The 14,118-nt window shown below is 54.5% G+C and carries 12 protein-coding genes; all 12 read left to right on the forward strand.

Going from position 1 to position 14,118, the window contains the following annotated elements; translation table 11 throughout:
• Positions 1-105 precede the first annotated feature (105 nt).
• Entirely contained in the window at positions 106-798 is a 693-nt protein-coding gene (locus tag SK47_RS06895; protein WP_003858241.1) for a DUF421 domain-containing protein, read from the forward strand.
• A 162-nt stretch (positions 799-960) separates the two neighbouring features.
• A complete protein-coding gene (serC, locus tag SK47_RS06900; protein ID WP_048243712.1) occupies positions 961-2,049 on the forward strand; it encodes a 3-phosphoserine/phosphohydroxythreonine transaminase in 1,089 nt (362 codons plus the stop codon).
• Positions 2,050-2,117: 68 nt separating this feature from the next.
• Positions 2,118-3,401 (forward strand): 3-phosphoshikimate 1-carboxyvinyltransferase, encoded by a 1,284-nt coding sequence (gene aroA / locus SK47_RS06905; protein ID WP_003858238.1) that lies wholly within the window; start codon positions 2,118-2,120, stop codon positions 3,399-3,401.
• 185 nt (positions 3,402-3,586) lie between these two features.
• Positions 3,587-4,270, forward strand: a complete 684-nt coding sequence (gene cmk / locus SK47_RS06910) for a (d)CMP kinase (RefSeq protein WP_003858236.1) — start codon at positions 3,587-3,589, stop codon at positions 4,268-4,270.
• A 111-nt stretch (positions 4,271-4,381) separates the two neighbouring features.
• Complete coding sequence (rpsA, locus tag SK47_RS06915) at positions 4,382-6,055, forward strand: 30S ribosomal protein S1 (protein WP_003858235.1); 1,674 nt, start codon at positions 4,382-4,384, stop codon at positions 6,053-6,055.
• Positions 6,056-6,225: 170 nt separating this feature from the next.
• Positions 6,226-6,513, forward strand: a complete 288-nt coding sequence (ihfB, locus tag SK47_RS06920; RefSeq protein ID WP_003858233.1) for an integration host factor subunit beta — start codon at positions 6,226-6,228, stop codon at positions 6,511-6,513.
• Between the two features lie 212 nt (positions 6,514-6,725).
• The gene (locus tag SK47_RS06925; RefSeq protein ID WP_023315753.1) at positions 6,726-8,990 is read left to right on the forward strand and encodes a ComEC family protein; all 2,265 of its coding nucleotides are present in this window, start codon (positions 6,726-6,728) and stop codon (positions 8,988-8,990) included.
• 36 nt (positions 8,991-9,026) lie between these two features.
• Entirely contained in the window at positions 9,027-10,775 is a 1,749-nt protein-coding gene (gene msbA, locus SK47_RS06930) for a lipid A ABC transporter ATP-binding protein/permease MsbA (protein ID WP_003858227.1), read from the forward strand.
• On the forward strand, positions 10,772-11,749 hold the full coding sequence (gene lpxK, locus SK47_RS06935) for a tetraacyldisaccharide 4'-kinase (RefSeq protein ID WP_048243714.1): 978 nt from the start codon (positions 10,772-10,774) through the stop codon (positions 11,747-11,749). The genes msbA and lpxK overlap by 4 nt, the downstream gene beginning before the upstream one ends.
• Positions 11,750-11,792: 43 nt before the next feature.
• A complete protein-coding gene (locus tag SK47_RS06940) occupies positions 11,793-13,022 on the forward strand; it encodes a winged helix-turn-helix domain-containing protein (RefSeq protein WP_022650726.1) in 1,230 nt (409 codons plus the stop codon).
• 45 nt (positions 13,023-13,067) lie between these two features.
• On the forward strand, positions 13,068-13,250 hold the full coding sequence (gene ycaR / locus SK47_RS06945; protein WP_003858220.1) for a protein YcaR: 183 nt from the start codon (positions 13,068-13,070) through the stop codon (positions 13,248-13,250).
• Entirely contained in the window at positions 13,247-13,993 is a 747-nt protein-coding gene (gene kdsB / locus SK47_RS06950) for a 3-deoxy-manno-octulosonate cytidylyltransferase (protein WP_003858218.1), read from the forward strand. Before ycaR ends, kdsB begins: the two co-directional genes overlap by 4 nt.
• Positions 13,994-14,118 lie beyond the last annotated feature (125 nt).

Raw genomic sequence — 14,118 nt, forward strand, 5'->3', positions numbered from 1 at the left:
AAAGCGCGCAATGATACGGGTTTTGCGTGACGGGTGCTATCTCCGGCGAAAATAAATGGCTGGGCTATGCTTATAAGCAGTAACCTACTGTTAAGGCATAGAAAAATGAAAGCATTTGATCTCCAGCGGATGGCGTTTGATAAAGTCCCGCCTGAGTTTTTAGGCGAAGTGGCGTTGCGTAGCCTTTACACCTTTGTACTCGTCTTCCTGTTTCTGAAAATCACCGGACGTCGCGGCGTGCGGCAGATGTCGCTGTTTGAAGTACTGATTATCCTGACGCTGGGGTCGGCGGCAGGGGACGTTGCCTTTTATGACGATGTGCCGATGGTGCCGGTCTTTATCGTCTTTGTGACGCTTGCACTGCTGTACCGGCTGGTCATGTGGCTGATGTCGAAAAGTGAGAAACTTGAAGATCTGCTCGAAGGGAAGCCGGTGGTGATTGTCGAAGATGGTCAACTGGCCTGGGAGAATGTGCAAAGCGCCAATATGACGGAGTTTGAGTTCTTTATGGAACTCCGTCTGAGCAGTGTTGAGCAACTGGGGCAGGTGCGTCTGGCGATTATGGAAACGAATGGTCAAATCAGCGTTTATTACTATCCCGACGATGAGGTGAAGCCCGGTCTGTGCATCCTGCCGGATATGCTCATCGAGCGATACAAAACTGTACCTGAAGCGGGGGAGTATGCCTGCATAAAATGTAGTCATGTGGTGGTCATGCAGGCGGGCGATCATCAATTATGCCCCCGCTGTACGAATCCAGAATGGACGAAGGTTAGCCGGGCTAAACGCATCACCTGACAGCGATTTTGTCGGTTTTGTGACAACGGTACGGCAGATTGTTTTGTGTGACGAGGGGCACATTTCTTCGGCCATCAGTTTTAGACATTGCGGCGCGTGTCACTGAATGATAAAACCGATATCCACAGTTATAACTTATGGCTTTTAGCGTGGTGAGGGGAAATGGCTCAAGTCTTTAATTTCAGTTCAGGTCCGGCAATGTTACCGACAGATGTGCTCAAACAGGCTCAACAGGAGCTGTGTGACTGGAACGGTCTGGGTACGTCGGTGATGGAAGTCAGCCACCGGGGTAAAGCGTTTATTAAGGTGGCGGAAGAGGCAGAAAAGGATTTTCGCGATCTGCTGAACATTCCCTCGAACTACAAAGTATTGTTCTGTCACGGCGGTGGACGCGGCCAGTTTGCGGGTATCCCGCTCAATCTGCTGGGCGACAAAACCACCGCTGATTACGTTGATGCGGGCTACTGGGCGGCCAGTGCGGTAAAAGAAGCGCATAAATATTGCACGCCGAATGTCATCGATGCCAAAGTGACCGTTGACGGTCTGCGCGCCGTGAGGCCGATGAGTGAGTGGCAGCTTTCTGACAACGCCGCGTATCTTCACTACTGCCCGAACGAAACCATCGACGGTATTGCCATTCACGAAGAGCCAGACTTTGGCGAAAATGTCATTGTGACGGCGGACCTCTCTTCAACCATTCTGTCCACCCCGCTGGATGTCAGCCGCTACGGCGTCATCTACGCGGGTGCCCAGAAAAACATCGGTCCTGCGGGCCTGACAATCGTTATCGTGCGTGAAGACCTGCTGGGGAAAGCCCATAAGTCTTGCCCGTCAATTCTGGATTACACCGTCCTGAACGACAACGATTCCATGTTCAACACCCCACCAACGTTTGCCTGGTATCTCTCCGGCCTGGTCTTCAAATGGCTGAAGCTAAAAGGCGGTGTGGCGCAGATGGATAAGATCAATCAGCAAAAGGCTGAACTGCTGTACGGCGTGATCGACAAGAGCGATTTCTACCGTAACGATGTCGCCAAAACTAACCGTTCGCGCATGAACGTGCCGTTCCAGCTGGCGGACAGCAACCTGGATAACGTGTTCCTTGAAGAGTCCTTCGCGGCGGGTCTGCATGCGCTGAAAGGCCACCGTGTGGTAGGCGGGATGCGCGCCTCTATCTATAACGCCATGCCGCTGGAAGGCGTTAAAGCCCTGACTGATTTCATGATCGACTTCGAACGTCGTCACGGTTAATTGGCTGTTTTTCACCCCCGCAGCGTTCCTGCGGGGTTTTTATTATGTTGAGTTGAGAGTTGAGTTTCATGGAATCCCTGACGTTACAACCTATCGCGCGGGTAGATGGCACCATTAATCTGCCTGGTTCAAAAAGTGTCTCGAACCGCGCTCTGCTGCTGGCAGCTCTGGCAAACGGCACCACCGTCCTCACTAATCTGCTGGACAGCGATGACGTGCGCCATATGCTCAATGCACTGAAAGCGTTGGGCGTTCAGTACGCGCTGTCTGACGATCGTACCCGTTGTGAAGTCACCGGTAACGGCGGCGCGTTACATTCTGCTGAAGCGCTGGAGCTTTTCCTGGGTAACGCCGGTACCGCGATGCGTCCTCTGGCCGCTGCGCTGTGTCTGGGGAGTAACGATATTGTGCTGACCGGTGAGCCGCGAATGAAAGAGCGTCCGATCGGCCATCTGGTGGATGCCCTGCGCCAGGGCGGCGCGCAGATTGATTATCTTGAGCAGGAAAATTACCCGCCCCTGCGTCTGCGCGGGGGATTCACTGGCGGCAATGTAGAGGTTGACGGTAGCGTTTCCAGCCAGTTCCTGACCGCGCTGCTGATGACCGCACCGCTGGCACCACAGGACACCGTCATCAGCATTAAAGGCGACCTGGTTTCTAAGCCGTACATTGATATTACCCTGCACCTGATGAACACCTTTGGTGTTGAGGTGGAAAACCAGTCTTATCAGCGCTTCGTGGTGCGCGGAGCGCAGCAGTATCAGTCCCCGGGCCACTACCTGGTTGAAGGCGATGCTTCCTCCGCCTCCTATTTCCTTGCCGCAGGTGCGATTAAAGGCGGTACGGTAAAAGTGACGGGCATTGGCCGCAACAGCGTGCAGGGCGATATCCGTTTTGCTGACGTGCTGGAAAAAATGGGCGCGGTGGTGACCTGGGGCGATGACTTCATCTCCTGTACCCACGGTGAGCTGAACGCCATTGATATGGATATGAACCATATTCCGGATGCGGCGATGACCATTGCTACCGCTGCGCTGTTTGCGAAAGGCACCACCACGCTGCGAAACATTTACAACTGGCGTGTGAAAGAGACGGACCGCCTGTTCGCGATGGCAACCGAGCTGCGTAAAGTGGGGGCCGAGGTAGAAGAGGGCGAAGACTACATTCGCGTCACGCCGCCGGCAAAACTGCAATTTGCAGAAATTGGCACCTACAACGATCACCGCATGGCGATGTGTTTCTCGCTGGTGGCGTTGTCAGATACGCCAGTCACTATCCTTGATCCGAAGTGTACGGCAAAAACGTTCCCGGACTACTTCGAACAGCTGACGCGCATTAGCACCCTGGCCTGATGATCGTATGCCGCATCACCTGATGCGGCATTTCCTTACGCTTTCTGACACTCATCCTCTTTCATTTCTTCTACACTCTGCTTCAATCATTCCGTAATTTGCACGCAAAGGTAACAGTTGCGCACGTTGGCGCGTATAATGCGCGGCGTTCATGTAAACGGTATGCCTTAATTAAGGAGAAAAAGATGACGGCAATTGCCCCGGTAATCACCATTGATGGGCCAAGTGGCGCAGGGAAAGGTACTCTGTGCAAAGCGATGGCGGAAGCATTGCAATGGCATCTTTTAGATTCGGGAGCAATCTATCGCGTGCTGGCGCTGGCTGCGCTGCATCATCATGTGGATGTTGCGTCTGAAGAAGCGCTGGTACCGCTGGCTGCGCATCTGGATGTGCGCTTTGTCTCGACCGATGGCAACCTTGAAGTGATCCTGGAAGGGGAAGATGTCAGCGGTGAAATCCGTACCCAGGAAGTGGCCAATGCGGCCTCTCAGGTGGCGGCTTTCCCACGCGTTCGTGAAGCGCTGTTACGTCGCCAGCGCGGTTTCCGTGAAGCGCCGGGGCTGATCGCCGACGGCCGCGACATGGGAACCGTGGTATTCCCTGATGCGCCAGTGAAAATTTTCCTTGACGCCTCTTCAGAAGAACGTGCCCATCGCCGCATGCTTCAGTTGCAGGAAAAGGGGTTTAGTGTTAACTTTGATCGCCTTTTATCCGAGATAAAAGAGCGCGATGACCGCGATCGTAACCGCGCCGTCGCACCACTTGTTCCCGCGCAAGACGCATTAGTGCTGGATTCAACCAGTTTAACTATTGAGCAAGTGATTGAAAAAGCGCTACAATATGCGCGCCAAAAACTGGCACTCGCGTAATCGCGACCGATTTAGCAGTACCCCCGCTGCAATGGATTGACGGCGGGTATGTGAAACAACCCCATCCGGCACGGAGCCAGGTGGACGTTAATATTAACCTGAAGATTAAACATGACTGAATCTTTTGCTCAACTGTTTGAAGAATCCTTAAAAGAAATCGAAACCCGTCCGGGTTCCATCGTTCGTGGCGTTGTTGTTGCTATCGACAAAGACGTTGTACTGGTTGACGCCGGTCTGAAATCTGAGTCTGCCATCCCGGCTGAGCAGTTCAAAAACGCCCAGGGCGAGCTGGAAATCCAGGTAGGTGACGAAGTTGACGTTGCTCTGGACGCAGTAGAAGACGGCTTCGGCGAAACCCTGCTGTCTCGTGAGAAAGCTAAACGTCACGAAGCATGGATCACGCTGGAAAAAGCTTACGAAGAAGCTGAAACTGTGGTCGGTGTTATCAACGGCAAAGTTAAAGGTGGCTTCACTGTTGAGCTGAATGGTATTCGTGCGTTCCTGCCAGGTTCTCTGGTAGACGTTCGTCCAGTCCGTGACACCCTGCACCTCGAAGGCAAAGAGCTTGAGTTCAAAGTAATCAAGCTGGACCAGAAGCGTAACAACGTTGTTGTTTCCCGTCGTGCCGTTATCGAATCCGAAAACAGCGCAGAACGCGATCAGCTGCTGGAAAACCTGCAGGAAGGCATGGAAGTCAAAGGTATCGTTAAGAACCTCACTGACTACGGCGCATTCGTTGACCTGGGCGGCGTTGATGGCCTGCTACACATCACCGACATGGCGTGGAAACGCGTTAAGCACCCAAGCGAAATCGTGAACGTGGGCGACGAAATCACTGTTAAAGTGCTGAAGTTCGACCGCGAGCGTACTCGTGTATCCCTCGGCCTGAAACAGCTGGGCGAAGATCCATGGGTAGCTATCGCTAAGCGTTACCCAGAAGGTACTAAACTGACTGGTCGCGTAACCAACCTGACTGACTACGGCTGCTTCGTTGAAATCGAAGAAGGCGTTGAAGGTCTGGTGCACGTTTCCGAAATGGACTGGACCAACAAAAACATCCACCCATCCAAAGTTGTTAACGTTGGTGATGTAGTGGAAGTGATGGTTCTGGATATCGACGAAGAACGTCGTCGTATCTCCCTGGGCCTGAAGCAGTGCAAAAACAACCCATGGCAGCAGTTCGCGGAAACCCACAACAAGGGTGACCGTGTTGAAGGTAAAATCAAGTCTATCACTGACTTCGGTATCTTCATCGGCCTGGACGGCGGCATCGATGGCCTGGTTCACCTGTCTGACATCTCCTGGAACGTTGCAGGCGAAGAAGCAGTTCGTGAATACAAAAAAGGCGACGAAATCGCAGCAGTTGTTCTGCAAGTTGACGCAGAGCGTGAGCGTATCTCCCTGGGCGTTAAACAGCTTGCAGAAGATCCGTTCAACAACTGGGTTGCACTGAACAAGAAAGGCGCAATCGTAAACGGTAAAGTGACTGCTGTTGACGCTAAAGGCGCAACCGTAGAACTGGCTGACGGCGTTGAAGGTTACCTGCGCGCTTCCGAAGCTTCACGTGACCGCGTTGAAGATGCAACTCTGGTTCTGAGCGTTGGTGACGACGTTGAAGCTAAGTTCACCGGTGTTGACCGTAAGAACCGTGCAATCAGCCTGTCTGTTCGTGCTAAAGACGAAGCTGATGAGAAAGATGCAATCGCAACTGTGAACAAACAGGAAGATGCAAACTTCTCTAACAACGCAATGGCTGAAGCTTTCAAAGCAGCTAAAGGCGAGTAAGTTCAGGTTCGCACCATCATTTGAGCTGTAACGCATTTACAGCGCGAAGGATGGAGAGCAGACTTGACAGATTGCAGGATTCGTCCTGTAATCAATAACAAAGGGCGGCTACGGCCGCCCTTGTTTAATAAGCTGTTCAGCTAATGGGTTTGAAAGGAACCGGAGGAATCATGACCAAGTCAGAATTGATTGAAAGACTTGCCAGTCAGCAACCGCATATCCCTGCCAAGGCTGTGGAAGATGCCGTTAAAGAGATGCTGGAGCATATGGCTACCACTCTTGCCCAGGGCGAGCGCATTGAAATCCGCGGTTTCGGTAGTTTTTCCCTGCACTATCGTGCACCACGTACCGGGCGTAACCCGAAGACTGGCGATAAAGTGGAGCTGGAAGGAAAGTATGTTCCGCACTTTAAGCCGGGTAAAGAACTGCGCGATCGCGCCAACATTTACGGTAACTGAGTTTAATCATCAGGGTTAAACTGAGTTTAAAGAAAGCACCTTAGGGTGCTTTTTTTGTATCCCGCCCCTGCATTTCTGAATACGCGCCGCATTTAAATTTTCTCTTTACTGTAAACGCTAAAAAACGTTGCAGCGTCCGCTGTAAATCACGCCTTTTCTATCTGACGACGCATCAGTCCCGCCGCATAATCGCCTGAAACATGGAGGTGAAGATGAGGATCCACGTTATCAGTATGTGCGCCATTCTGGCCATAATCCCGCTCTATTGGTTACCCGTTTTGCCAGATTTGCATATTGTCTGGTTGCTGATTGCCGCAGGAATTGCGTTATCAGTACAGCAGAGAAAATGGCTCAGGTTTTCAGGCCTCGCATTGCTTTTTATGTGCTGGGGGATCCTGGCCGCTCAGGAAAGCGTGTGGCCGATGAACCATTTAACGAAAGTTCCGCAGCAGGCCGAGGTGGTCATTACCGCAACGGACGGCGCAACGATGCATCAGGGAAGGATTATCAGCCTCAATGGAGAACGTGTGTGGGCTGCCATGGGCGTGGCGCTGTATGGCAACTATCTGCCGCAAAACGTCTGCGTGGGTCAACGCTGGGCAATGACCCTGCGGCTCAGGGCGGTACACGGAGAACTCAACGATGGCGGCTATGATTCACAGAAAAATGCCTTTGCCCGACATCAGACGCTGAGTGGACGGTTTACCCATGCGGCGCTCGTTGACGAAGGCTGTAGCCTGCGTGCGCAGTACCTGACATCACTACAGAGTACGCTTTCAGCATATCAGTGGGGACCCGTGATACTGGGGCTGGGAATGGGGGAGCGGCTGTCGGTCTCGCGGGAGATAAAAAACCTGATGCGTGAGACCGGAACGATGCATCTGATGGCAATCTCGGGATTGCATATTGCGCTGGCCGCTTCTGTCATCTGGTTTCTGGCGCGAGGCATCCAGTTCTTCCTGCCGGGCCGCTGGATTATCTGGCAAATCCCCTTGCTGGCAGGGCTGATTTTTGCCGCGTTTTACGCATGGCTAACAGGCTTACAGCCGCCTGCGCTGCGCACGGCTATCGCGCTTGTGGTACTGGCGGCATTAAAAATGAGTGGTCGCCAGTGGTCGCCCTGGCAGGTATGGCTTACCTGCGTGGCGGCGATCTTGGTTTTCGATCCACTGGCGGTCCTGTCACAAAGCCTGGCGCTATCAGCGTTTGCGGTCGCCGCGCTTATTTTTTGGTATCAGTGGTTGCCTCTCCCGCTCTGGCAACGTGGCCGGTGCCTGCGGCCGCTGGTTACGCTGTTGTATTTGCAGGTCGGTATGCTGCTGCTTCTGTTGCCGCTTCAGGTGCTGATTTTCCATGGTTTCAGTCTCTCCTCGCTGGCGGCGAATCTGTTTGCCGTTCCTCTGGTCACGTTTATCTCAGTTCCGCTGATCCTGCTCGGCATGTTTCTGCATCTGTTTCCGGTGGCGACGCTGGAAAGTATCGTCTGGCTGGCTGCCGATAAATCTCTGGCAGGGCTTTTCTGGCTATTGATGCGTTTACCGAATGGCTGGCAGGACGTTGATGAACGCTGGCAATACCTGACGTTACTGCCATGGCTGCTGATCATTGGCTGGCGATTCAGGGCCTTCAGTGCAGTACCCGCAGTCTGTCTGGCAGGCAGCGTGGTGCTGGCATTTCCCCTCTGGCACAGGGCCAAAACAGACAGCTGGTCCCTGCATATGCTGGATGTAGGGCAGGGGCTGGCGATGGTCATTGAGCGTCACGGGAAGGCCATTCTGTATGACACTGGGTTGGCATGGCCCGGTGGGGACAGCGGGCAGCAGCTGATTATCCCCTGGCTACGCTGGCATCATCTGAGGCCGGAAGGGGTGATCCTGAGCCATGAACATCTCGACCACGCGGGGGGACTGGCATCGCTAAAAGCTGCCTGGCCCGCAATGTGGATCAGAAGCCCCTTATCCTGGGCCGGGCATCTTCCTTGCTTTCGTGGAGAGCGATGGCAGTGGCAGGGTTTAACGTTCTCCGTGCACTGGCCACCCGAAAATACCTCGGCAAAAGGTAACAACCGCTCCTGCGTGGTAAAAATCGATGACGGCGAACAAAGCGTTTTACTGACCGGAGATATTGAAGGGCAGGCAGAACTGGCAATGCTGAGCCACCGCTGGCGTCAACTAGCGTCTACACTGATTCAGGTGCCGCATCATGGAAGTAACACGTCATCTTCAACACCGCTGCTACAGCGCGTGGAGGGACAGGTTTCGCTGGCCTCGATGGCCCGCTATAACGCGTGGCGTTTCCCTTCCATCAAAGTAGTCAGGCGCTATCGAACTGAGGGATATCTCTGGCTTGATACTCCGCAGTCCGGACAGATATCTGTGACGTTTTCGCACCAAAGTCGGCAAATTCGCCGCTTACGTGAACACTATTTACCGCGTTGGTATCATCAGTGGTTTGGCGCGCCCGTAGATAACGGGTAGAATATGCGGCTATTTCAACAAATGCTGGTTTTTTGAATGCATAACGACAAAGATCTCTCCACGTGGCAAACGTTCCGCCGGCTCTGGCCGATGATTGCTCCTTTCAAAGCAGGCTTGATCGTGGCGGGCGTAGCGTTAATCCTCAACGCAGCCAGCGATACGTTTATGTTATCGCTTCTCAAACCGTTACTGGATGACGGTTTCGGTAAAACGGATCGTTCAGTGCTGCTATGGATGCCGCTGGTGGTTATTGGGCTGATGATCTTACGCGGAATCTCCAGCTATGTATCCAGCTACTGCATCTCCTGGGTATCCGGTAAAGTGGTGATGACCATGCGCCGTCGGTTATTCAGCCATATGATGGGGATGCCGGTCTCATTCTTTGACAAGCAGTCAACCGGTACCCTGCTGTCGCGTATTACCTACGATTCAGAGCAGGTTGCGTCGTCCTCTTCCAGCGCACTGATTACCGTTGTGCGTGAAGGCGCATCCATCATCGGCCTGTTCGCGATGATGTTCTATTACAGCTGGCAACTGTCGCTGATCCTTATTGTGCTGGCGCCGATTGTCTCCATCGCGATCCGCGTGGTATCAAAGCGTTTTCGCAACATCAGTAAAAATATGCAGAATACGATGGGGCAGGTGACTACCAGCGCCGAGCAGATGCTGAAAGGCCATAAGGAAGTGTTGATCTTCGGCGGTCAGGAAGTCGAAACCAAACGCTTTGACAAGGTCAGCAACAGAATGCGTCTGCAAGGGATGAAAATGGTATCGGCCTCGTCGATTTCCGATCCGATCATTCAGCTGATTGCCTCTCTGGCCCTGGCCTTCGTCCTGTATGCCGCAAGCTTCCCGAGCGTCATGGAAACCCTGACTGCGGGTACCATTACCGTGGTGTTCTCATCCATGATTGCGCTGATGCGTCCGCTGAAATCGCTGACTAACGTCAACGCCCAGTTCCAGCGCGGGATGGCAGCCTGTCAGACGCTGTTCAGCATCCTCGATTCCGAACAGGAAAAAGATGAAGGTACACGCGTGATCGAGCGCGCTAAAGGCGACCTGGAATTCCGTAACGTGACCTTTACCTATCCAGGCCGTGAAGTGCCGGCGCTGCGTGATATCAGCCTGTCCATCCCGGCGGGTAAAACCGTCGCGCTGGTCGGTCGTTCCGGTTCGGGCAAGTCGACCATTGCCAGCCTGATTACCCGTTTCTACGATATCGACCAGGGCGAGATCCTGCTTGATGGTCACGACCTGCGGGAATATACCCTCCAGTCGCTGCGTAACCAGGTCGCGCTGGTCTCGCAGAACGTGCATCTGTTCAACGATACGGTGGCGAACAACATTGCGTATGCCCGTACCGAAGAGTACAGCCGTGAAGAGATCGAGAATGCGGCGCGTATGGCCTATGCGATGGACTTCATTAACAAAATGGATAACGGTCTGGATACGATCATTGGCGAAAACGGGGTGCTGCTCTCCGGTGGTCAGCGTCAGCGTATCGCGATTGCCCGTGCGCTGCTGCGCAACAGTCCGATTCTGATCCTCGATGAAGCAACGTCCGCACTGGATACGGAATCTGAACGCGCTATCCAGTCTGCTCTGGATGAATTACAGAAAAACCGTACCTCGCTGGTTATCGCGCACCGTCTGTCGACCATCGAACAGGCTGACGAAATCGTGGTGGTGGAAGATGGCGTGATCGTTGAACGCGGCAGCCATGCGGACCTGCTGGAACAGCGTGGTGTTTACGCGCAGCTTCATAAAATGCAGTTCGGTCAATGATTGCACGCATCTGGTCGGGTGAATCCCCTCTGTGGGTGCTGCTTCTCCCGCTCTCCTGGCTGTATGGCCTGGTGAGCGGTGCTATTCGTCTGCTTTACCGCCTTGGGATCAAGCGCGCCTGGCGCGCACCGGTACCGGTAGTGGTGGTCGGCAACCTGACGGCGGGTGGAAACGGCAAAACCCCGGTGGTGATCTGGCTGGTAGAGCAGCTCCAGAGGCGCGGTATCCGCCCGGGAGTTGTCTCACGCGGTTACGGTGGTAAAGCGGCGCAGTATCCACTGGTGCTGAGCCCAGCTACGACAACCGCTGAAGCCGGTGATGAGCCGGTACTGATTTACCAGCGTACAGGCGCGCCGGTTGCGGTATCGCCGGTGCGCAGTGATGCCGTGAAGGCACTGCTTGCGGAGCATGATGTACAAATCATCATTACCGATGATGGTTTGCAGCATTACGCGCTGGCGCGTGATAAAGAGATCGTGGTCATTGACGGCGTTCGGCGTTTTGGCAACGGCTGGTGGCTTCCAGCCGGTCCAATGCGCGAGCGTGCGTCGCGCCTGAAAACCGTCGATGCCGTGATTGTGAACGGTTGTGAAGCCAGAGCGGGCGAAATCCCGATGCTTCTTCGTCCCGGACAGGCCGTAAATATGCTGACCGGCGAGCGTAAAGATGTCGCGCAACTGGAACATCTGGTTGCGATGGCCGGTATAGGTCATCCGCCGCGTTTCTTCGCAACGCTGGAGCAGTGCGGCGCGCGGCTGGAAAAACGGGTGCCGCTGGCCGATCACCAGGCGTTAGTTGCCGAAGAGGTTGAAAGGCTGGCAGCGCCGGGCCAGACGCTGATCATGACGGAAAAAGACGCGGTAAAATGCCGGGCCTTTGCGAAAGAAAACTGGTGGTATCTGCCGGTTGACGCTGAACTCAGCGGCGAACAGCCGGAACATTTGCTCAAGGAACTGCTCGCGTTAGTGCAGTAACTTCTACGCGGTTCCGGTGGCGCTTTGACTGACAGGAAAACGCATGTCTCTACCGCAACTCTCACTTGCAGCCGCACGAAACTTGCATCTTGCCGCCCAGGGGCTTCTGAAAAAGCCCCGCCGCCGCGCGCAGCCAGCTGATATCCTCTCTACCGTGCAACGCATGTCGTTGCTGCAAATCGACACCATTAACATCGTGGCGCGTAGCCCGTATCTGGTCCTGTTTAGCCGCCTGGGAAACTATCCTCCGCAGTGGCTGGATAATGCGCTGAGTCAGGGCGAACTGATGGAATACTGGGCGCATGAAGCCTGTTTTCTCCCGCGCAGCGATTTTGCACTGGTGCGTCACCGCATGCTCGCCCCGGACAAAATGGGCTGGAAATACCGCCAGGAGTGGATGGTGGAACACGCGGATGAAATAGAACAACTGATTGCCCATATTCAGAAAAACGGTCCGGTACGCTCCGCGGATTTTGAACACCCGCGAAAAGGCGCCAGCGGATGGTGGGAGTGGAAACCGCACAAACGCCATCTTGAAGGGCTGTTTACGTCGGGCAAAGTGATGGTGGTCGAGCGCCGCAACTTTCAGCGCGTCTATGACCTCACGCACCGCGTTATGCCTCACTGGGACGATACGCGTGACCTGCTGTCTCAGGAGGTAGCCGAAGCCATCATGCTCGGGAACAGCGCCCGCAGCCTTGGCATCTTCCGCCCGCAGTGGCTGGCGGATTATTATCGTCTGCGTCAGCCGCAGCTAAAACCACTGCTCGAAACGTGGCAGCGCGAACAGCGCGTTATGCCGGTCTCGGTAGAGTCGTTAGGTGAAATGTGGCTGCATGCGGATTTGTTCCCTCTGCTGGCGCAGGCGCAGGAGGGCAAACTCCAGGCGACCCACAGTGCCGTGCTGTCGCCGTTCGACCCCGTTGTCTGGGACAGAAAGCGGGCCGAACAGCTGTTTGATTTCAGCTACCGTCTGGAATGCTACACCCCGGCGCCCAGGCGTCAGTATGGTTATTTTGTTTTGCCGCTGCTGCACAAAGGACAGCTTGTCGGGCGCATGGACGCTAAAATGCACCGTAAAACCGGCATGCTTGAAATTATCGCGCTCTGGCTGGAAGAGGGCATAAAGGTGACGGCTGGCCTGGAAAAAGGGTTAACGACTGCGCTCAGTGAATTTGCGCGCTGGCAGGGGGCGCATGAAATTGTACTCGGTCGCGTGCCTGTGGAGCTGTTTGCGACCTGTCGAGATGGCTGGGAAACAGACACTCCCTGAAAAGGGAATGTGATAAGCTTTAGCGATTACCCATACGGAGGAACTATGGATCACCGTTTACTAGAAATTATTGCCTGCCCGGTGTGCAACGGCAAACTGTATTACAGCCAGGATAAACAAGAGCTGATTTGCAAACTGGACAGCCTGGCGTTCCCGCTGCGTGACGGTATTCCGGTCCTGCTGGAAAATGAAGCCCGTTCACTGGTGGCAGAAGAGATCAAACCATGAGTTTTGTTGTCATTATCCCTGCGCGTTATGCTTCAACGCGCCTGCCAGGTAAACCGCTGGTGGATATCAATGGCAAACCGATGATTGTGCATGTCCTTGAACGGGCACGCGAATCGGGCGCCGGACGTGTCATCGTCGCCACCGATCACCCGGATGTCGCGCGAGCGGTTGAGGCCGCGGGTGGGGAAGTGTGCATGACCCGTGCCGATCATCAGTCAGGCACCGAGCGCCTGGCGGAAGTCGTCGAAAAATGTGGTTTCAGCGACGAGACGGTGATTGTGAACGTGCAGGGCGATGAGCCGATGATCCCGGCGGCGATTATCCGTCAGGTGGCCGACAACCTGGCTCGGCGTCAGGTCGGGATGGCAACCCTCGCGGTGCCGATTCACCACGCTGAAGAGGCGTTCAATCCGAATGCGGTGAAAGTGGTCATGGACGCAGAGGGCTACGCGCTCTATTTCTCCCGCGCCACCATTCCGTGGGATCGCGATCGTTTCGCGCAATCGAAAGAGACAATCGGCGAAACCTTCCTGCGCCACATCGGTATTTACGGCTACCGCGCCGGCTTTATTCGTCGCTACGTCGCCTGGGCACCAAGCCCGCTGGAGCATATTGAAATGCTCGAACAGCTTCGCGTGCTGTGGTACGGCGAGAAAATTCACGTTGCGGTTGCCCAGGAAATCCCAGGCACCGGCGTGGATACCCCTGAAGATCTCGAGCGCGTACGCGTCGAAATGCGTTAATTCGCTGGCATCCCCTCGTCTGGGGGGATGCTCTCCCGCCAGGCGATTTTCCTTTTCTTTTTCATTATTGATCTCTACCGGGTGACATCCGGGTTTCGCGCGCTCATTATAAAAGCAGTAGTCTT

The organism is Enterobacter sp. BWH52, assembly GCF_001037565.1.
In the GTDB taxonomy this organism is placed as follows: Bacteria; Pseudomonadota; Gammaproteobacteria; order Enterobacterales; family Enterobacteriaceae; genus Enterobacter; species Enterobacter hormaechei_C.

Coding starts and splice junctions, on each gene's coding strand:
- SK47_RS06895 (WP_003858241.1), top strand. CDS start 106: ATGAAAGCATTTGATCTCCAGCGGATGGCGTTTGATAAAGTCCCGCCT.
- serC (WP_048243712.1), top strand. CDS start 961: ATGGCTCAAGTCTTTAATTTCAGTTCAGGTCCGGCAATGTTACCGACA.
- aroA (WP_003858238.1), top strand. CDS start 2,118: ATGGAATCCCTGACGTTACAACCTATCGCGCGGGTAGATGGCACCATT.
- cmk (WP_003858236.1), top strand. CDS start 3,587: ATGACGGCAATTGCCCCGGTAATCACCATTGATGGGCCAAGTGGCGCA.
- rpsA (WP_003858235.1), top strand. CDS start 4,382: ATGACTGAATCTTTTGCTCAACTGTTTGAAGAATCCTTAAAAGAAATC.
- ihfB (WP_003858233.1), top strand. CDS start 6,226: ATGACCAAGTCAGAATTGATTGAAAGACTTGCCAGTCAGCAACCGCAT.
- SK47_RS06925 (WP_023315753.1), top strand. CDS start 6,726: ATGAGGATCCACGTTATCAGTATGTGCGCCATTCTGGCCATAATCCCG.
- msbA (WP_003858227.1), top strand. CDS start 9,027: ATGCATAACGACAAAGATCTCTCCACGTGGCAAACGTTCCGCCGGCTC.
- lpxK (WP_048243714.1), top strand. CDS start 10,772: ATGATTGCACGCATCTGGTCGGGTGAATCCCCTCTGTGGGTGCTGCTT.
- SK47_RS06940 (WP_022650726.1), top strand. CDS start 11,793: ATGTCTCTACCGCAACTCTCACTTGCAGCCGCACGAAACTTGCATCTT.
- ycaR (WP_003858220.1), top strand. CDS start 13,068: ATGGATCACCGTTTACTAGAAATTATTGCCTGCCCGGTGTGCAACGGC.
- kdsB (WP_003858218.1), top strand. CDS start 13,247: ATGAGTTTTGTTGTCATTATCCCTGCGCGTTATGCTTCAACGCGCCTG.